The sequence below is a fragment of the Anabaena sp. FACHB-1237 genome (genome assembly GCF_014696225.1).
In the GTDB taxonomy this organism is placed as follows: domain Bacteria; phylum Cyanobacteriota; class Cyanobacteriia; order Cyanobacteriales; family Nostocaceae; genus FACHB-1237.
This window is the reverse complement of record NZ_JACJPV010000006.1, coordinates 158,136-177,986: the sequence shown is the minus strand read 5'-3', so window position 1 is coordinate 177,986 and position 19,851 is coordinate 158,136. Positions and strand designations below refer to the sequence as shown.

19 protein-coding genes and 1 pseudogene are annotated in these 19,851 nt (G+C 36.0%); 16 read left to right on the top strand and 4 right to left on the bottom strand.

Going from position 1 to position 19,851, the window contains the following annotated elements:
• Positions 1 to 245: 245 nt before the first annotated feature.
• The 6 genes from H6F32_RS05135 to H6F32_RS05110 all read left to right on the top strand — a co-directional run bounded on the left by H6F32_RS05135 (position 246) and on the right by H6F32_RS05110 (position 2,762).
• The gene (locus H6F32_RS05135; RefSeq protein WP_190368253.1) at positions 246 to 590 is read left to right on the top strand and encodes a rubredoxin; all 345 of its coding nucleotides are present in this window, start codon (positions 246 to 248) and stop codon (positions 588 to 590) included.
• A 154-nt stretch (positions 591 to 744) separates the two neighbouring features.
• A complete protein-coding gene (locus tag H6F32_RS05130) occupies positions 745 to 1,758 on the top strand; it encodes a photosynthesis system II assembly factor Ycf48 (RefSeq protein WP_190368252.1) in 1,014 nt (337 codons plus the stop codon).
• A 177-nt stretch (positions 1,759 to 1,935) separates the two neighbouring features.
• Positions 1,936 to 2,184, top strand: a complete 249-nt coding sequence (gene psbE, locus H6F32_RS05125; RefSeq protein WP_190368251.1) for a cytochrome b559 subunit alpha — start codon at positions 1,936 to 1,938, stop codon at positions 2,182 to 2,184.
• A 9-nt stretch (positions 2,185 to 2,193) separates the two neighbouring features.
• Positions 2,194 to 2,331: a cytochrome b559 subunit beta gene (psbF, locus tag H6F32_RS05120; RefSeq protein WP_015139785.1), complete on the top strand. Its 138-nt coding sequence runs from the start codon at positions 2,194 to 2,196 to the stop codon at positions 2,329 to 2,331.
• 9 nt (positions 2,332 to 2,340) lie between these two features.
• Entirely contained in the window at positions 2,341 to 2,460 is a 120-nt protein-coding gene (locus H6F32_RS05115) for a photosystem II reaction center protein L (protein WP_015081482.1), read from the top strand.
• A gap of 182 nt (positions 2,461 to 2,642) precedes the next feature.
• Complete coding sequence (locus tag H6F32_RS05110) at positions 2,643 to 2,762, top strand: photosystem II reaction center protein J (RefSeq protein ID WP_190368250.1); 120 nt, start codon at positions 2,643 to 2,645, stop codon at positions 2,760 to 2,762.
• Between the two features lie 365 nt (positions 2,763 to 3,127).
• Here H6F32_RS05110 and psaI read toward each other — a convergent pair whose 3' ends face one another.
• From psaI to H6F32_RS05090, 4 genes are all read right to left on the bottom strand, one after another.
• Entirely contained in the window at positions 3,128 to 3,268 is a 141-nt protein-coding gene (gene psaI, locus H6F32_RS05105; protein ID WP_190368249.1) for a photosystem I reaction center subunit VIII, read from the bottom strand.
• A 148-nt stretch (positions 3,269 to 3,416) separates the two neighbouring features.
• Positions 3,417 to 5,915 carry a hypothetical protein gene (locus H6F32_RS05100; RefSeq protein WP_190368248.1) on the bottom strand — a complete coding sequence of 833 codons (2,499 nt, stop codon included), beginning with the start codon at positions 5,913 to 5,915 and terminating at the stop codon, positions 3,417 to 3,419.
• 27 nt (positions 5,916 to 5,942) lie between these two features.
• Entirely contained in the window at positions 5,943 to 6,188 is a 246-nt protein-coding gene (locus tag H6F32_RS05095) for a hypothetical protein (RefSeq protein ID WP_190368247.1), read from the bottom strand.
• An 85-nt stretch (positions 6,189 to 6,273) separates the two neighbouring features.
• On the bottom strand, positions 6,274 to 7,098 hold the full coding sequence (locus tag H6F32_RS05090; protein ID WP_190368246.1) for a hypothetical protein: 825 nt from the start codon (positions 7,096 to 7,098) through the stop codon (positions 6,274 to 6,276).
• A gap of 1,417 nt (positions 7,099 to 8,515) precedes the next feature.
• On the opposite strand from H6F32_RS05090, the gene H6F32_RS05085 reads away from it, so the two are divergent.
• The 10 genes and pseudogenes from H6F32_RS05085 to H6F32_RS05040 all read left to right on the top strand — a co-directional run bounded on the left by H6F32_RS05085 (position 8,516) and on the right by H6F32_RS05040 (position 19,750).
• Complete coding sequence (locus H6F32_RS05085) at positions 8,516 to 8,665, top strand: helix-turn-helix domain-containing protein (RefSeq protein WP_190368245.1); 150 nt, start codon at positions 8,516 to 8,518, stop codon at positions 8,663 to 8,665.
• Positions 8,631 to 9,037: pseudogene (locus H6F32_RS20420) on the top strand (RNA-guided endonuclease InsQ/TnpB family protein). The gene H6F32_RS05085 and the pseudogene H6F32_RS20420 overlap by 35 nt, the downstream one beginning before the upstream one ends.
• 910 nt (positions 9,038 to 9,947) lie before the next feature.
• Positions 9,948 to 12,431 carry a cell division protein HetF gene (gene hetF, locus H6F32_RS05075; RefSeq protein ID WP_190368244.1) on the top strand — a complete coding sequence of 828 codons (2,484 nt, stop codon included), beginning with the start codon at positions 9,948 to 9,950 and terminating at the stop codon, positions 12,429 to 12,431.
• A gap of 147 nt (positions 12,432 to 12,578) precedes the next feature.
• The gene (locus tag H6F32_RS05070) at positions 12,579 to 13,682 is read left to right on the top strand and encodes a glutamate--cysteine ligase (RefSeq protein ID WP_190368243.1); all 1,104 of its coding nucleotides are present in this window, start codon (positions 12,579 to 12,581) and stop codon (positions 13,680 to 13,682) included.
• A 339-nt stretch (positions 13,683 to 14,021) separates the two neighbouring features.
• Positions 14,022 to 14,360, top strand: coding sequence for a P-II family nitrogen regulator (locus H6F32_RS05065; RefSeq protein ID WP_190368242.1), 339 nt, complete (start codon positions 14,022 to 14,024; stop codon positions 14,358 to 14,360).
• Positions 14,361 to 15,020: 660 nt separating this feature from the next.
• Positions 15,021 to 16,055, top strand: coding sequence for a phosphate ABC transporter substrate-binding protein PstS (pstS, locus tag H6F32_RS05060; protein WP_190368241.1), 1,035 nt, complete (start codon positions 15,021 to 15,023; stop codon positions 16,053 to 16,055).
• A gap of 85 nt (positions 16,056 to 16,140) precedes the next feature.
• A complete protein-coding gene (gene pstC, locus H6F32_RS05055; protein WP_190368240.1) occupies positions 16,141 to 17,124 on the top strand; it encodes a phosphate ABC transporter permease subunit PstC in 984 nt (327 codons plus the stop codon).
• Between the two features lie 53 nt (positions 17,125 to 17,177).
• Positions 17,178 to 18,059, top strand: a complete 882-nt coding sequence (gene pstA, locus H6F32_RS05050) for a phosphate ABC transporter permease PstA (RefSeq protein WP_190368267.1) — start codon at positions 17,178 to 17,180, stop codon at positions 18,057 to 18,059.
• Positions 18,060 to 18,256: 197 nt separating this feature from the next.
• A complete protein-coding gene (pstB, locus tag H6F32_RS05045) occupies positions 18,257 to 19,045 on the top strand; it encodes a phosphate ABC transporter ATP-binding protein PstB (RefSeq protein WP_190368239.1) in 789 nt (262 codons plus the stop codon).
• 108 nt (positions 19,046 to 19,153) lie between these two features.
• Entirely contained in the window at positions 19,154 to 19,750 is a 597-nt protein-coding gene (locus H6F32_RS05040) for a chromophore lyase CpcT/CpeT (RefSeq protein ID WP_190368238.1), read from the top strand.
• Positions 19,751 to 19,851: the final 101 nt, after the last annotated feature.

The window sequence follows — 19,851 nt, the reverse complement described above, 5'->3', positions numbered from 1 at the left end:
TAAGAGCTTTGTTTGCCCTAATTGCGGTTATGACATACCGCGAGATTTTAATGGAGCTTTGGGGATTTTCCTCAAGGCAATGTGGGATACCACCTTTATCAACTCAGTTGGTAATGTTGTACTGGACATTCACGATATCTCAGATGTCAGGGAATGTCTCGGTTAAAAGTATCAGATATTGTTGTTAGATTACTATGGTAAACTTAATAATTGTTAATATTTTCCACTAGCAAGACGATAAAACTATGAGTGAACAAGCTGAACAGGCTGTAGAAACTCCAGAGTTAGACCGCTATGAGTGTCGCGCCTGTGGTTATGTCTATGAACCAGAAAAAGGAGACGACAAGTATCATATTGTAGCGGGAACAGCATTTGCTGAATTACCTGTCAACTGGCGTTGTCCAGTGTGTTCAGCTAAGAAAGCTGCTTTTGCGAACATTGGACCGGCTGGTAGTGCATCTGGTTTTAAGGAAAATTTAAGCTATGGTTTAGGTGTTAACACGCTGACACCTGGACAAAAAAACATTCTCATTTTTGGAATGTTAGCTTTAGGATTTTTGTTTTTTATTAGTCTGTACGGACTACAATAGTAGTCAGCAGTTAGTAGTCAGCAGTCAGTAGTCAGAATAAAGAATAAAGAATTTTCTCCGGACTCCCCACTCCCGACTCCCCACTCCGCAGTCAGCTATAAAATACAAAAATCCAAAAATACAAAAATCTAAAATCTAAAATTCTGTAATACCAATGGGTGCAATTTTGAAAAATTGGCAAGGGTTTCTTGCTGCATTAATAGTTATCATATCCTGTATAGGTTGTAGTAATGTTCCTTCAACTGGCTATAATCCTTGGCAGGTGATAAATATACCCACGAATGCCAAACTGTTAGATATTGCGTTTACTGGTGATACTCAACATGGTTATTTAGTAGGAAGTAATACTACTCTACTAGAAACTAAAGATGGTGGAGCAACTTGGCAATCACTAGAACCACAATTAGATGATAATAGATATCGTTTTAATGCAGTGGCATTTGTAGGACAAGAGGGTTGGATAGTAGGTGAACCTTCTTTAGTGTTACATACTACTGATGAAGGAAAAAACTGGTCACGTATACCCTTAAGTGAAAAATTACCAGGTAATCCTATCACTGTACAAGCGATCGCCCCCAATGTAGCAGAGATAGCCACAGACGTGGGAGCAATTTATGAAACTACCAACGGTGGCCAAAATTGGCAAGCTAAGGTAGAATCGGCCGTAGGTGTAGTCAGGAACATGGAGCGATCGCTTGATGGCAAATATATCGCAGTTTCCGCTAAAGGTAGTTTTTATTCCACTTGGCAACCAGGAGAAACAGCCTGGACACCCCATAACCGCAACAGTTCCCGACGTTTAGAAAACATGGGTTTTAGTAACAACGGACAACTGTGGTTATTAGCTAGAGGAGGCCAAGTACAATTTAGCGATCCTGCAAAACCCGATGAGTGGTTAGAGGTAGAATATCCAGAATTATCCACAAGTTGGGGTCTATTAGACCTAGCTTACCGTACACCGGAAGAAATCTGGGTTAGTGGAGGTAGCGGTAATTTACTTCGCAGCGTAGATGGGGGTAAAACTTGGGAAAAAGACCGATATGTAGAGAAAGTAGCAGCTAACTTTTACAAAATCGTATTTTTCAACCCAGAACAAGGTTTTATTATTGGCGATCGCGGAGTACTGCTCAAATATAACCCCCAAACAACAACCGAATTACCATCCTAATTATCTAGTAGTTGCGATTTAGCGTAAAGTTTCCCAGGATAAATCGTAATTACTCTGTAGTTACGCTTTATCGCAAAATTTCCCAGGATAAATTCTGATAAAAAAAGTTGCTAGTTGTAACTTTTTCTATTTGTAGGATAATAAACTCAATCATAGTCTTTTCAAGGTAAATAAGAAATGGCAGGTACTACAGGAGAACGTCCGTTTTCTGACATTGTTACCAGTATCCGTTACTGGGTCATTCACAGCATCACCATCCCCGCATTATTTGTCGCAGGCTGGTTATTTGTTAGCACTGGACTAGCTTATGATGTATTTGGAACTCCTCGTCCTAACGAGTATTTTACTCAAGTACGCCAAGAAGTTCCCATTGTGAAAAACCGTTTTGAAGCGAAAAAACAAGTAGAAACATTTATCGGAAAGTAATTTAAGATCATGACTAGCGGTAATAACATCAATCAACCAGTTACCTATCCTATTTTTACAGTTAGATGGTTAGCAGTCCATACTCTAGCTGTTCCCACTGTATTCTTCTTAGGCGCGATCGCCGCCATGCAATTCATTCAACGTTAGGAGTAAACCATGGAAAGAACGCCCAACCCCAATCAACAACCAGTAGAGTTAAATCGTACTTCTTTATACCTGGGATTGTTACTAGTATTTGTACTAGGTATTCTATTTTCTAGCTACTTCTTTAACTAACTGGAAAAACTTACTGTATTAGTTGCTAGGAAATACAGCTATTAGCTGTCAGTAGTCAGCAATAAACATTATTGACTAAATGCTGGAAATACTGATAATACAAGAGTTATAGCTGTCCTAGTAACTCACTATTACAAATCTCTGTTGATCATTGTTTATCTATATTTAAGGGAGAAAAAACTGTGTCTGGAAGTGGAAGAATTCCCCTGTGGGTCGTCGGTACTATTGCCGGTTTAGGTGTAATTACTGTTTTAGGAATCTTTTTCTATGGTTCTTACGTAGGTTTAGGTTCTTCAATGTAATTCAGAGGGTTTAGTAATGCTAATTTATAATTATAATTTACCATAGCTAGAGTTTAGCAGTGCTAAACCCCTACACACTAAAAATGATAAACTAAAACCGCCTTATTAATCTCAGCTAGGCGGTTTTTTGATGTATTTTAACTGGAGTGTAAATTTAATTAAATTTATTTAAGTTGATCCCTTAAAACCTCAAACCGCCCACTTTAGACCAAGGGGCGGTTTTTTACTGGTTTGTAAATTTGATTAATTTGATTAAGCTGATTTGCTAGTTGTAATAGCAATTAATAGGTTGGTAGAACTAGCCTATAAAATACTATAACGAAAAAATCAGCAATAACCAAATTAGATTATCTGAGATTACCAAATTAACCAATATTGTCACTTTCAATGTAGGAGAACAGGAAAGCGAAAATAACTGCTGGTAATACTAAACCAGTCAAAGGAACAAAGATAGAAGACAAGAAAGGGGTATAAGCCAAAATGGTGGGGAAAAAAGAAGATGACATAGAAAAATTCCTGTGAAGTCACACTACAATTCAAATAGAGCTTACTGCAAAATTTCACCTTATTTACCAAACTGTCAAGATTTTTAACAGTTAGTAACGTTTTTGTGATTTTGGCTGAGTTGTGATAACTTTTGTAAAGTTAATAGTATTATAAATATCCACAGTCAGGTAGATGATCATCAGTATTTAGATTAAAACCTAATAACTCATCAAAATCCATCTTTGGCAAATCCGCAGGTATAATTTTCTTGAGTATTGTTACCTTATTACTTTCTTGATGGGTTACTTGATGATAAGCGATCGCACCTAGACTCATTTCTAAACAACCATAGGGTACTATTAAACTAGCCACACCTTCCATTGTTCCCCAACTGGTTGAATGTATATCTGTAATAATATGAACATCATTTAATAAAGTGCGAGTTTGACAATCTTCAATCCATAACTTTACAATTACATCTGATAATATTATTGGTAATTCAAAGCGCACTATCATAGACTTACCTGCAATTAATTCACCCTCTGATAAGTATAATTGTGGTGTTGGTAAAGACTGTATCATCCCAAAGTCAACAACATCAATTTTTACCTCAACCGCTAAATTATCCTTTTTCTCTTCCGCAACCTCCCTAACAAAATCATTTTCCATAAAAACATCATCAATAACAACTTCTTGAGATAACCAAGACGGTTTTACTGCTGGAGTTATTTCCTGAGTGGGAATAGATACTTCTATAGGTTCAGAAACCGCTTCAATTTCGGCTACAGGCATATTTTCAGCAATATCAAATACATCATTTTCTTCTGGGTAGTTTTCATTGATTTCTGGTACATTTATATGTTGATAAATGGAATTTTTGCTTCTTTCTTTCCACTGTTGTAATAGAGAAAAACTCAATTTATTTTCTGGAACTTCCTGAATATTGACCTCATTAACTTCTACTTCCAAATTAACAGATTGATCCAGATATTTAGCAATATTTGATTCTGGTAAATCTGGCACTTCTGAAGTAATAATATTAATATCTTTCCTGAGATTTTTCTCAAGATTTTCTGCTAAATTATCTACTATTTGATCATCATGAATATTAGTAATTGCTTCTTGCAAATACTGATCCATAATATCATTATCAACTAATAAATGTGGAGGATTTTGTGATTCAGATATAGTTACAGATAATAAAGACGGATCATCAACTCTTGGCAATTCATCAATATTATAAATAGCCTCTTGTAAATTTTCATTAATTACCTCAGAACCCACTAATAATACAGGTACATCTTGTTTTTTAGATTTTGTGACAGGCAAAACAGGACCATGTTTACGAAGTTGATCCTGATTTGGTTTAATCTTTACCAAATAGGGAAAACTGGTTTTCACAGGTTTGATCTGCAATTTTCTTAAATTAATTGGTGGTGGTGGAGAAATTATTTTTACAGAATTTTTATTAACGACGTGAGATGATGAACTTTGTGGTAAACTAGGTAATTTAGGAACAAGCACTTCACCCATACTTTCAGGTTTAATTTGTGGTGGAAAAACTTTTTTAACAGCAGGTTTTAAAATATGAAACTGGGCTAAACTAGGAGTTTTAGCCACATTAAAAAGTTCTAAGCTTAAAACCCGCTTTTCTTGCAAAGTTTCATTATTGTCCTTGGAATTATCCGGCAGAGAACTTTGATTTTGTCCTGCTAATAATGCAGTAATATCTGCCGTAATAATAAAACTATGACTACCTAAAAGTTTAACTTGATCAACTTCTCCATAAATACCATATAAGTGAATATCGGCTAATAACAATTTTGATTCACAATTAGGAGAAATATCAATAGAAGAAGTAAAAGTAAAAGGTAGAATTTTGTCTGAGAAGGACTGTTCTATATGATTAATAACTTGTGAATTTGCAGGTGTGATTAAAGAAATTTCCAATTGCAAATTAGATAACTTATTGATCTGCAACTTTTCATCTGCCAAATTTTCCAGATCATTAATTTCCACATAACCATGAATAGTGAAACCACTACCCCATTTAGCCACATAAGTCTCTTGATCCAAAGTGATATTTACCAACAAAGGATCTGGTAAAGTTAATACATCATTGATAACTTCTTGAGTTACCTCCGGATCTTCCACAGGTAAAGCGATATCTAATAAATTTTGCAAAATTTGTTCAGTAGTTTGACCTCGTAACCACATCGGGTTAACCGGAGGATTCATTACTATATTAACTTCATTTTCTATCCATGGAGCCTGATCCTGATTTTCAGGAACAGGATCAGATAGTAATTCTGGTGGTACAGGAGATAAAACTTCAATATAGAGAGTATGTTGCCATGATTGACCTAACATTGTTGACATTACATTTCCACAACAGCGTAATTCCCAAATTCCCGGTTTAAATTGGGTAAAGGGAATTACAGCCATTAAACCATCAGCATTAGTGCGACGCGATCGCTTAAGTACCCGTTCCTTAGGAGGTACTTCCCCAGCAGCAGTATGAGTTACCTGCACCTCCACATCAGTATTCACCAGCCAAGAACGAGCCAAAAGGCGATACTTTCCTGGTAGTATTTGTAAATGAGACGACTCCAAAGTATTCCAACCGCGATCGCCCTGTTTTTGGATGAGAAATTGCCAGTTATCCATTGTCAGTTAAGCCTAAACTGAATAGCACTATATCCCATATCGGTTTTGATAGTAAGCAAGAATTTGTTTTACCCTATCCCGACTTTCTGTATCCACATCTGACTTCCAGCGTATCCACAACCCAGAAACTTGACTTTGGGTATAATCAAAATCCGAAGACGTTTGAGGTATTAAACCAACCTCCACACCAGAAACCTGAAGTAGATGCACCTCTAGCTCACGATATACAGCCAAAGGTAAATTAGTCAATGCAAACCTTTCCTCACTTCCCATAACTATAAAACTCCTAAAACCTTTTGTTGAGAAGTATTCTCCACAGCAGCCGTACTTGTAGGTTTAACGTCCTTATCCTTTCGTTCTACAGAACGAAACCCACCTGCTTGGCCACCTCAATACCATACTGTTCTAAAATTACCACTGGATTTGTACCATTGGACATTTCTACACGCTTTACCAACACCCCATTTACCAATCTTTGTCCTGGCTGTACATATCTACTACTTGGTTCATCTGGTACTTTAATAATCACTTGGGGTACTTTACCAATCAAAATCACACCACTGACAAACACACTCTTAGCTGCATCTGGTTGACGCGCAGGAACTAATTCCCGTTTAATCGCCACAGGAGGCACTAACTTAGGTAATACTGGTTTAGCAGGTTGTTTAATTACCACTCGTGGTTTAATTGCTACTTGTGGTTTAATTGCTACTTGTGGTTTAATTGCTACTCGTGGTTTAATTGCTACTTGTGGCTTTTTGATTACCGGTTTTTTCACAATTGGTAATGGTGGTAATACAGGTACTTTTTCTCGCTGACTACTAGTATTACTTTGTGACATAGGAACAATTGGTTCATAAATTCGCCCAAAAGGATCCGGTCTTCCAGTAGGAATGATATTTAACCTCTCATTCTTATTTGTTGGTAATATCAAACTAGCAACATTAGGTTTATGAGAAGCTGCAACTAATGGAGTATCAAAAGGTTGAGTCTGAACCCCCAACTTGGGAAACTTTTTCTGAACCTGACTTCCTGGCGTTCTAGTTTGTTGGGATCCTGGTTCTGGAGAACCAGTAGAAGCAGCCGTATTAGTTACCTTGGGACTTTCCCCTCCTACACATCCCACTAACAGCAGTGTCATTAAAAGACTTGCCGTTCTCATCTGATGTTGATTTTTGATCATGGATATTTTTCTCTATATGATCAGAAAGTTTGTTTACAGCTTATAATTGTAAGGTGTTTATGCTTACAATTCTGATTTTTTAAGCATTTGAGAGCATTCACTGAGTTAAGTTATTAAGTTTTATAACTCAATTAATTATTACTCAATTGCTAAGTTAGCATGAGTAAAATCTGTCAACAATAGCATATCAAAAATCTATTTATTTGCAATATTTATGCAGTCTAAGAAGATGTTCTAAAAGTATTGGGCGAATATAATATTGCTTCGCTACCGATAGGGATACGCTACTACACAAACTAATTACACCTGCGTGGACTAATGAAAAACCAAGGATTTTTAACCTGTGTAGGCAGGTTTGTCTGTGTGCAAGATGAACCGCGATTTCTAATCGCCGATTTTAGTAATAATTTAGACTTTACAAATATCCTCTAAAACACCCGACAACAGATTTTTTGAATAACACTGGCCTAAGTTTTCATGTTTTATAAATAGACATAGGAGTGAAAAAGAATCTGAAACCCTTAACCTGTCTAGCTAAAATCCCAATTTCCGGAGAGGTCTAATAAATTTTTAATAAATTTGCAAAAATGTTGATATTATGTTATATTGTAGTAACACTGAAAAAACGTCTACTAGCACTCACTATTATCAAAAAATGATAAAGAGTGTTAAAGTGTATCTTGGTTATCAATAAATATAGGGTTTAAAACTACAAAATTGGTAATAGGTTTACTGTTAAACTGATGCCAACGGGTTCTTGTGGTCAACATTTACTGTTTTAAGAATTAGTTATGGTAGTGGTGTATTGGTAAAGTTCACAAATTTTATAGACAGACTTGACTATTCATGGTACATTTTCTATAAAATCCAAGAGCTAGTCCTAAGTTGACAATTTTATAGACAAAGCTATACATTTGTTGACAAAAATCAATATATTTTAGTTGAAAAAATCAAATACTTGATATATAATCCTAACATATCAAGTATTGAATTAACACTGTCAAGTGAAGCGAAAACCAAGCAATGACGGTGATAGTCTTTTCAAGAATCTTGGTAAAAGATATTTAGGTATATTTTTTACAACTACAGTAAAATCGGGCTTAATTAATAGAAAATTCCCAAGTTAGATGTGATCCAACCAGGGAAAAGTAGTTATCAGGGTGCATCTACTAGACTTAATATTCTTCAATAATACAACGTCTTCCGGAAAAAATGATCATGATCATAAAAAACCCCCAGTGGTGTTAGCCAACCAGGGGAAGTTAGTTATCAAGGTGCATCTATTAGTTTAGCATTCTCAGGGTTAATTAACAGTAATTGAAAAGCTAACAATTACTAACAATTACCTACTTATGCTGACTGTACAAAGTCACACCTCTATGGTAACAATATTGGGATTTTGTGGTAAAATACCTTTATGCTGCTAGGATTCAAGACCGAACTCAAGGTAAACAAGCAACAAAGACTACTACTAGCACAACACGCAGGGGTAGCCAAACACGGTTGGAATCAAGGTCTAGCATTGTTCCCAAATCAAAATAGCCAGACTGCATCAAAAAATAGCTAATATCAGGAAAGATACATTACACAAAATCACTACTTGTATCAGCAAAAACCACTCGCTAATAGGGATAGAAGATTTGAATGTGTCTGGAATGTTAGGAAATGGTAAGTTAGCTAAAGCTATTGCGGATATAGGATTTGATCAATTCAGGAGGCAGTTAGAATATAAAACACAACTATATGGCAGTAAGTTAGTAGTTGTGGATAGATTTTATCCTAGCAGTAAAACTTGCTCTGATTGTGGAAAAAATCTCAATTACCACTATCACAAAGAGTGTTTAAATGTGGTAACTGCGGTTTTGAGTGTGACAGAGATTTAAACGCGGCAACAAATTTAAAAAATAAGCGGTCAGTGAGCTTGTCGAACTGTGGTTAGATTAACCGTGTTAGCCTGTGGACTAGATAGTGCTGACACTTCTAGGATAAAGCAGGAAGAAAAAGGGAACTTTTGTTAGCATTAGTTAGCTTTTTTGTATCGGTGTTTTAGAAATCAAAAATTCATTTATCTACAAAATTTATTCAGTTTGACGTACCTTACACCTGTCGAAAAAGATAAAAAACCCCCAGTGGTGTTAGCCAACCAGGGGAAGTTAGTTATCAGGGTGCATCTACTAGTTTGATATTCTGGAGTTAGATCACATCTTCCGGGAAAAATGATCATGAATATAAAATAACATAAAAAAACCCCCAGTGGTGTTAGCCAACCAGGGGAAGTTAGTTATCAGGGTGCATCTACTAGTTTAATATTCTTAGTGCCGATCCTATCTTCCGGAAAAAATGATCATGAGCATAAAAAACCCCCAGTGGTGTTAGCCAACCAGGGGAAGTTAGTTATCAGGGTGCATCTACTAAATTACTGTTCTTTATTTCCCACCCATAATCAGGATGAATTTATCTAAATTTTGTCTTACATCAAACACAGAAAAAATCTCTGGGATGATAGCTGGCTGGGGAAGTTAATTATTAGGTTGCAATTTGCTTGATTTTGTGGTGTTACGACAAAATCTTATGTCTGATTTGATGTTTGTTGACCAAAAGTTTGCCAAAATTAAAAAGAAATCCCCTAGATGGTGTTAGCCTACTAGGGGAGTTGAAGATCAAGGTGCATCTACCAATAAAATGTTCTCGATGGGGATCAATGGATCCGGATAAAGTTAGTAGAAGCGCGAGAGGTAGAAAACCTCAATCTGAAACATTTGTGAAAAAAATACATCTAAAGTATCAGTAGTGATCCCATCATAATAAAAACAGTTTAAAGTAGATTGAAGAGGCAAACAGGAGAACTTGTGACACAAGACTTTCACCTTTCTGTAACCCCAGTAGGGCAAAATGGTTATTTGGTGCGGACGGAAAAAGTCGCATCTGGTGTACCATTGGCAGAAGAACTGGTGAATTGGCCTGTGGCTGAGTGGTTATCAATGGCGGCAAAATTGATGGAGGATCCGTTGCAATCTGTTTTGCAAGGTGATGTCATATCCAGATCAACTGCTGTAAGTTTAGTGGTTTTAGGACAAGAGTTATATAATGCTTTATTTCAGGGTAGTTTAAGAGATAGTTGGATTATAGCTCAGGGTGTTGCCCAAAATCATCAACAGGTGTTAAAGCTGCGTTTAGGCTTGAAGGATTCTCGTTTAGCTAGATTACCTTGGGAATTGATGCACGTGGGCGATCGCCCTTTAGCTACAGGACCATATATCACTTTTGCCCGTTATCAAAGTGGTGCAAGTAATCCATCCCCACCACTACATAATATTGCTGGATCATCGGGTATTGGTATTTTAAAGGTATTGATGGTCATTTCTTCACCAACGGATAAAGCCCGTTTACATTTATTGCAACAAGAAGTGGTTAACCTACAAACTGAATTATACCGTAAAGTGTCAAAACAAGCTGAAGTAGATCCTCGTGTACCAGAAATTGAACTTTCTGTTTTAGATCAGCCGGGTAGGGAAGAATTAACCCAAGCATTGGAACAAGGTAGATATCATATTCTCCATTATTCTGGTCATAGTAATTTGGGACCCAATGGTGGACAAATTTATCTTGTGAGTCAAAAAACAGGTTTAACAGAAACTCTTAGTGGTGATGATCTTGCTGGTTTATTAGTTAATAATAATATTCAGATGGCTGTTTTTAACTCTTGTTTAGGTGCTTATCGGGCTAAGTCAGAAATCAATGAAGAAACAGCAGAAAGAAACTTAACAGAAAGTTTAGTTAAACGTGGTGTCAAAAGTGTTTTAGCCATGTCAGAACGCATTCCTGATGAAGTGGCATTGACATTAACACAGTTATTTTATCGGAATTTAAGTCAAGGTTATAGTTTAGATTTATGTGTGACTAGAGTACGTCAAGGTTTAATTTCTGCCTATGGTTCTCAACAAATATATTGGGTTTTACCTATTTTATATTTACAACGAGAATTTGATGGTTGCTTACTACCTCAAGCTAATTTATCGGGTTATTCAGACTTATTAAATGAATGTCAACCTCCAACAAAACCCATAAATAATGGTTATAGAAATATAGCTAATAGTTTAGATGTATCATTGGACTTAGAGGATATTCTTAATCCTAATTTAGACGATATTGGCGAAGATCATTGGTTAGATGATGATAGTTGGGATGATGGGGTGGATAATATTGGCTATGATGATCCTAGTTATCAGGAAGATATGGACATGGTTTCTGATATTATGCAGAATTTACAAGGTCAGGTATTGGATAGTAAAGTATCCAGATCAGAAGATGCTACAATGCAGACTGAGTTGGTAAAACAGATACCTATTAACAATCTTAATGATCTACCTGTTAAAAATATTAATGATACTGTTCCTTGGCGTGTTCGCATTGTGACAACACCTGCTAACATTGAAAAAAGTACGGTAAATACTATGTCATCTGGTATTTTTAGTCCTGAAAACCACAGAAGGACTTTACAAAATAAACAAACTTGGTCAGTAATAGGTATAAGTGCGATCGCTGTATTCACAGGAATTGGCTTATTATGGCTTCAAAGTAGTAGTAGTAGAAATATTACTGATGTTCCTAGTTTATCTAATCAAAATTTGACTAATAGAAAAAATAATAATCAGAATAATATTAATCTATCTAAAGCAAATACAGGTATTGTTACTGCCACAGCTACAGCACAATTTAGTCAAGGCAATTTACAAGCTGGTATGGAAGCAGTAGAGGAGCTTCTAAATCGTGCTGCGTTACCATCGGCGGAAATTGCCTTAAATTTAGTGCCTGCTCAAGAAAGTAATCATCCATCTGTAAATTTTTATAGAGGTCGTTTAGCATGGCAATTTGTACAAATAGGAAATAATAAGTATAGTGTTGATGATGCCCGTCGTTATTGGGTAGAGGCAACAAAGAAACAACCAGATTCACTACTATATAATAATGCGTTAGGTTTTGCTTATTATGCAGAAGACAATTTGAATTATGCTAATGACGCATGGTTGCAGGCTTTAAATTTTGCTTTGAAAAGGGGAGAAAATCAAGGTTCAGTAGCGATGAAATATGCTTATATAGCAGGAAAGCCAGAGACGCTAACATCCTATGCAGGGTTAGCCCTGGGTTTATATAAATCCGCTAAAAATGAAACAGGTGAAAAAAAGCAAAGATATTTACAGGAGGCGATAAAATTACGACAGTTGGTGATTCAAAATGCACCATCAGATTTTACTATAGAGAAGTTATCACAAAATTGGTTATGGACAGAACAGGCGATCACTGACTGGCGATCGTTGTTAGCAGAAAACTAGTTTGTAACTACCAGTTATCAGCTATCAGCCATTATTAGTCAGGAGAAATAATTTTTAAATTATAATGTTTAATGTTTAATATTTAATTTTTAGTTATTTCACCAATTACCAATTACCAATTACCAATTACCAATTACCCAATTCTATATGTTTTCTTTTGGTATTGAACACGAAGTTGCCTTTTTAAACCGCCAAGGAAAATTTGCTGATTTTTCTTGTACAAATTTTTCAGATTTTCAACAAATAGTTGACAAATTGCCTTTATATACTGATGATCATTTACAATTAAGAATTGGTGACGCTGGCATTAAAAAGAAACGCTGGTATATTGAAGGATTTGAAAGATTTTCACCAACAGAAAAATTTATTACTTGTATACCCAAAGGCATAGAAATTAGAACTACTATTCATCCTACCATTCAAGGAGTAATTGATGAATTAACCACAAGTTTTCATCTATTGCGGGAAATGGCTGTAAACTTTGGTTTTTCTCCAGTATTAGTGAGTTTTAATCCCTATAATTGTCTATTTACTCCTGAACCACCATTAAATGATTTTGAAATCAAACAATTGCAAAATTATCCTGATGAACAAACTGCCCATATTTATATGGTTTCATACGGACCGGACTTAAATATTTCCTTAGCAAATTTACCCATAGAAAAAGTTATTGATATTGGACAGAAATTAACTTATTATAGTCCTTATATTGTACCATTTAGTTATAGTTCTCCTTTTTATAATGGAGTATTATGGAATGGGTTATCAGTAAGAACATTTATTAGAACTGGCAAAAGATCAGCCACACTTGTATTTGTGGAAAAACCAGAACAAATTATTAAAAGTGTACCTTCATTAACAAAAGTTGGGCGTATTCCCGCAGAAATTGGTAGGATTGAATTTAAAGCCTGTGATAGTTGTGATGATTTCTTAATTTATGCTGGTTTGTTGACATTATTAAAAGGTCTAGCCCTAGATAATAGTTTATCAGGTAGAGCCATCATACCTGATGCCAATTTACATCAAATTTCTGCCAAATTTGGCTTTGGTGATCCGGAAATTCTGGACAATGCTGCTAAAATATTAGAAGTTGTGGAAAATGTCTTAGTCAATGATCCAGACATTAAATTTTTAGTGCCATTAAAAATGATTTTAGCAAATAGAAAAACAAAAGCTGATTACCTGATAGAAATGTTTCAGCATCTAGGTTCTATTGAAGAAACTCTGAAAACAACCTATAGTGGTTTTTAAGATTCGTGGGGGTGGGGTTAATTAACAGAGTAACTGAAAAGCTAAGAATGTTTAAATGTGGTAACTGCGGTTTTGAGTGTGACTGAGATTTAAACGCGGCAACAAATTTAAAAAATAAGCGGTCAGTGAGCTTGTCGAACTGTGGTTAGATTAACCGTGTTAGCCTGTGGACTAGATAGTGCCGACACTTCTAGGATAAAGCAGGAAGAAAAAGGGAACTTTTGTTAGCATTAGTTAGCTTTTTTGTATCGGTGTGCTAAGTTACTTCAAGTAAGAAATTGCGAATTGCCTATTATCTGCTATATATAAACAAAGTTATGAGAAGTTAGGATGAGAAAAATGAAGAAAGTAGAAGCCATTATTCGTCCCTTTAAGCTAGATGAGGTAAAAATTGCCTTAGTGAATGCTGGTATTGTGGGAATGACTATTTCTGAGGTTAGAGGTTTCGGACGGCAAAAGGGGCAAACTGAACGTTATCGTGGTTCTGAATATACTGTAGAATTTCTCCAAAAACTTAAGGTGGAAATTGTTGTTGAAGATAGTCAAGTTGATATGGTTGTAGATAAGATTATTTCCGCCGCACGTACAGGGGAAATTGGGGATGGTAAAATATTTATCTCTCCTGTAGATCAGGTTGTCCGTATTCGCACTGGGGAAAAAAATACTGAAGCGGTTTAACTTTTCTTTTGGTTCAAGAAGGATATTCTTGGTTTAAATAAACTATATTGCTTTTACACGAGCAATATAAAGAAATAAAATATTTCAACCGATCAGAAACCTATATCTCAACTAGCAGGACTTACCCAACCACCACATTATTAGGGTGTGTCAGATATCAACAATCTGTAATCTGTTTATTTGCAGGATTTATCGAATCTGACACACCCTACAACTAAACTAATTAGGACTTACGCAGGTGTCACACTAAAAAATCTGTTGTAGGATGCTGTTGTAGGGTGTGTCAGAGATGAACAATTTGGTTATTTACATGATTGATACTGTCTGACGTGGTTAGTGAGCTTGTGGAACCACACCCTACCAATGTGCCAGTTGCGTAAGTCCTGCTAATAATCAATATAACACTTACGTTTGCGTCTACAGCATTAATTACAAACAGGTTGTCAGCGATTTTATTATCTTGTATGATATTTGAGCATAAAAAGTATGCAACAGAAATTAGCTCTAGATAGCATCAGTGAGTAATAAAGTTTAAAAGTGTAAATTTAAGCATAGTTTAAATTTTTATTAGACATTACTTAACCTAATCTTAACAACAAACAATCACCGTTAATAAAGGATGTAATTGCTGAAAAAGTTATTCCCTGAATTAAAGGTACTATGAATTTCCTATCCACCATTGTCAATCGTGTAGTAGCTACTTCTGTAGTCACATCAGCTATGGCATTAAGCCCCATGTTGTCTGCTCAAGCTCAAACCTTAAATGGTGCTGGAGCTACTTTCCCTGCACCTTTATATGAACGTTATGCACGGGAAGTTACTAAAAAACATCCAGAATTAAAAGTGAATTATCAAGCTATTGGTAGTGGTGGTGGTATTCGTCAAACTATTAATGGTACTGTAGATTTTGGTGCTAGTGATGCAGCTATGACTGATGCAGAAATAGCTAAAGTTAAGAATGGTGTGATTTTAGTGCCCACAGCCGGTGGTGCAGTATCGGTAGTGTATAATCTTCCTGGGGTGAATACACTCAAGTTGTCTCGTGCTACCTTACCTGCAATTTTTGCTGGACAAATTAAAGACTGGAATGATCCGAAAATTAAAGCTGATAACCCAGGCGTGAATTTACCAAACCAGCCGATTAAATTTGTAGTACGGGCAGATGGTAGTGGTACAACTTTCATTTTTACTAACCACTTAAGTGCAATTAGTGGTTATTTTAAAGGTAGAATCGGAGCCAACACTGCTCCTAAGTGGACATTACCCAATGTTCTTAAGGGTAAAGGAAATCCTGGTGTAGCGGCTTTAGTGAGTCGGACTCCTGGTGCTATTGGTTATGTGGAATATGATTACGCTACTAAGAATAAGCTCAAATCAGCCCAAATTCAAAATAAAAAGGGTGAATTTGTGACTCCTTCATTAGCAGCAGCTAATTCTGCTTTATCTACAGTCAGTTTTCCCAGTAATTATCGGGTGTTTGTGAACGATCCCAGTCAAGGGTATCCTATTGTGGGTTTGACTTGGATGATGGTGTATAAGCAGTATCCTAATGCAGCTAAAGCAGCGGCAGTGAAAAAGTGGATTAATTGGGTGTTAAAGGATGGTCAACAATTTAATGATGACATGAATTATACCAAGATCCCGGCTGATGTCGTTAACAGAGTTTTACAAACTGTAAATGGTAGTGTGAGGTAATTTAGTAGTCAGGAGTCAGTCTTATGGCTCCTGAATCTCATGACTTGTTGATCTCCTAATAAATACGAGGACTTAAAAATCAATTATGGCTAATTTAGATGATAATAACTCATGGCAATCAGAACATAAAAACATTAATTTGACAAGTAATGGTGGAATGATGTTTTGGTTTGATCAAGGATTTACTTGGTTAGTGTATCTGTTTGTGGTCATTACTGCCATGATATTATTTATCATGACATTTATAGTTTTTAAAGAAGCAGAACCTGCAATTAAACAATTTGGCTTGGGATTTTTATGGAGTCAAGAATGGGATACAGGTAATCAAGTTTTTGGGGCTTTGCCTTACATTTATGGAACATTGGTTAGTAGTGCGATCGCTATTTTCTTTACTGTTCCTATTGCCATTTCCGTTGCTTTGGTTACTAGTGAAGATTTTCTTCCTTCAAGTATTAAGAATACCTTGGCATTTATTGTTGAATTAATAGCTGCTATTCCTAGTGTTATTATTGGTTTGTGGGGAATTGCTGTATTTGTTCCCGTTATAGAAAAATTACAAAAGTGGTTAGCTATTAATTTTAAGTTCATACCTTTTTTTAACACCGAAGATCCTACGGGGAATAATATGTTAACGGCAGGGATGATTTTAGCAATTATGATTTTACCTACAATGGCTGCTATTTCTCGTGATGTATTATTAGTTATCCCTAAGGAATTACGTAGTGCATCCATGGCTTTAGGTGCAACTCGTTGGGAAACTATTTTTCGGGTATTATTACCGGCAGGATTGTCCGGTATACTTAGTGCTGCCATGTTAGCTTTAGGAAGAGCTTTAGGAGAAACAATGGCTGTAACAATGGTGATTGGTAATTCTGCCCAAATTAAATTATCTTTACTTGATCCTGCCTATACAATTCCTGCTATATTGGCTAATGAATTTGCTGAAGCAGAACCAGGATTACATATTGGTTCATTGAGTTATTTAGGATTAATCTTATTTGCTCTGACTTTAGCTGTAAATATTGCGGCTGGACTATTGGTAAAGTTATTAGCTAACAAACATAATTAATATTGAGAAAATGGGCAAGATGATTTACTAGGACAAATATTACAACAATCATGATGACAAGCAATTTTAATTCTAAACCAAATCCATCAGCGACTGTAGAAATACATAAACCTCTGACTATTCAAAGGCAATTATTTACAAATATTATGAATTTAATTGCTTTTGGTTTGACTACCTTAGCTGTCATTCCCTTATTATCAATTATCTGGGAAATCCTCAATAAGGGAATATCGGGATTTGAGCTAGGAATGTTATTAAAACCAGTAATTGATGGTGGTTTTGGTAATGCTATTACTGGTACATTAACAGTGGTGACTATTGGTGCTATACTAAGTATACCTCTGGGAGTTATCACAGGTATATTTTTAGCGGAATTTAACGAAAATCCCACTATTACTAATTCTGTGCGCTTTATTACTAAAATTCTTACTGGTGTACCATCAATTGTTGTTGGTATATTCGCTTATGGTGTAATTGTTTTAACCACTAAAGGATTTACTGCCATTGCGGGGGGATTTGCTTTGTCAGTAATTATGTTACCGATTATTGCGTTAACTACTGAAGAAGCATTAAAATTAATTCCTGTGCATCAGCGTTTAGCATCTGCGGCTTTAGGGGGAACTCGTTTCCAAACTACTTTTCGGGTTGTAGTTAGTGCTGCTATTCCGGGAATTACTACAGGAATTTCTCTGGCTATAGCTCGTGCAGCAGGAGAAACAGCGCCATTAATTTTTACTGCTTTGTTTAGTCAAAACTGGTCTGATAATTTATTAAGTCCTACGGCTTCTTTACCCGTGTTGATTTTTAATCTTTATAATAATCCAGATCCAGAAGTTAATAAGTTGGTGTGGACTACGGCGATTATCCTCCTAACTTTAGTACTAGTTTTTAGCGTATTATCTCGCTTAATAGCTAGTAGAAGCAGGTTAAATTAAATATTCTTGTGTCTCTTTGTGTCTCTTTTTGTTGTCCACATTTAGCCATGAGTAAACAGTGATTCAGTCATCTGTGATGGTTTCCTGAAAATTCTGCAAAGTAGGCCTTAAAATCAAGTTCTAATAACTGATGACTGATAGCTCAATACTTACCTTTTTTCGCCAATATCCTGTTTATGATGAGTAATTTAAGTACAATGACTAATGTAACTAATCTAACTACTGCTATCAAGGTAAAAAACCTCTCTTTTTACTATGGTAACTATAAGGCTATTGAAGGGATATCATTAGACATCTATCAAAACCAAGTGACAGCTTTAATTGGACCTAGTGGTTGTGGAAAGTCTACTTTTATTAAAACTCTGAACCGAATTAGTGAGTTAGAGGGAAAGGTAAAAGTTGAAGGAATTGTGGAATTATTTGGGCAAAATATCTATGGTTCTGGAGTGAATATTAATCGCCTAAGACGGGAAATTGGTATGGTGTTTCAAAAGCCTAATCCTTTTCCCATTAGTATTTATGAAAATGTGGCCTATGGTGTGAGAATTGCTGGTAGATGTCCCAAGGTGGTGTTAGATGAGATTGTGGAGTCTGCTTTAAAGGGGGCTGCATTGTGGGATGAGGTTAAGGATAAATTACATAAGTCTGCTTTAGGACTTTCGGGAGGACAACAGCAGCGTTTATGTATAGCTCGTGCGTTAGCTGTTAAACCAAAAGTTTTATTAATGGATGAACCTTGTTCAGCACTTGATCCTATTGCAACTATGAAGGTGGAAGAATTAATTCACGGGTTACGTTCTAATTTTACAATTGTGATTGTGACTCATAATATGCAGCAGGCGACTCGTGTTTCTGATTTTACTGCTTTCTTTAGTACGGATGAAAGTAGAATTGGACAAATGGTAGAATTTGGCTCTACGGGTCAAATTTTCCGTAATCCTTTAGATAATCGTACTCGTGATTATGTTTCTGGTCGTTTTGGTTAATAATTTGTAATTGGGTTGGTATTCTAGTTGTAAATATTTTGTAAATCTTTGATTGTAAATATTCACCATCCCAAATTCAAAATCCAAAATCGTAACCCTAAAATTGACATGACTCATTCTACAGATATTACTACCTTAGCTCGTTGGATGGCGGCAGATTTTAGTAATCAAGCGCAGGTGTTTGAAAATCCCGCTTTTTATGCCCATATTCGGGTATGTATGCGTCCTTTGTCTTATTCCCTGTTGTCCGGGGTGAGTTTGTTTGTAGAACAGGCTTATGACTATATGCTGAATAGACCTTATAGAGTACGAGTGTTGCATTTGAAGAATAGTGGCGATAGGATTCACATTGAGAACTATACAGTAAAGGATGAAAAAGATTTTTACGGTGCTTCTCGTGATTTGGAAAGATTGCAGAATTTAACGAGCGATCGCTTGGAAAAACTTACTGGTTGTAATATGATTGTGCAATGGACTGGTAAGCATTTTAAAGGTACAGTTGAACCAGGAAAGGGCTGTATAGTCATCAGAGATGGGCAAAGAACCTATTTAGATAGTGATTTTGAGATTGATGCCCAGCAGTTCATCAGCCGCGATAGAGGACGAAATCCTGAGACAGATGAGCATATTTGGGGTTCTGTAGCTGGTCCGTTTTATTTTGTGCGTTGGGCTAGTTTTGCTGATGAAGTGAGAACATATTTTTAGCTTTAGGGCTGTTGGGGACGGGCTTTGAGCCTGTCTGATGAATATGTTACAAAAAATCTGGGAAAAATATTGAAAATTTTTCTTATTTCACTGGACAATGC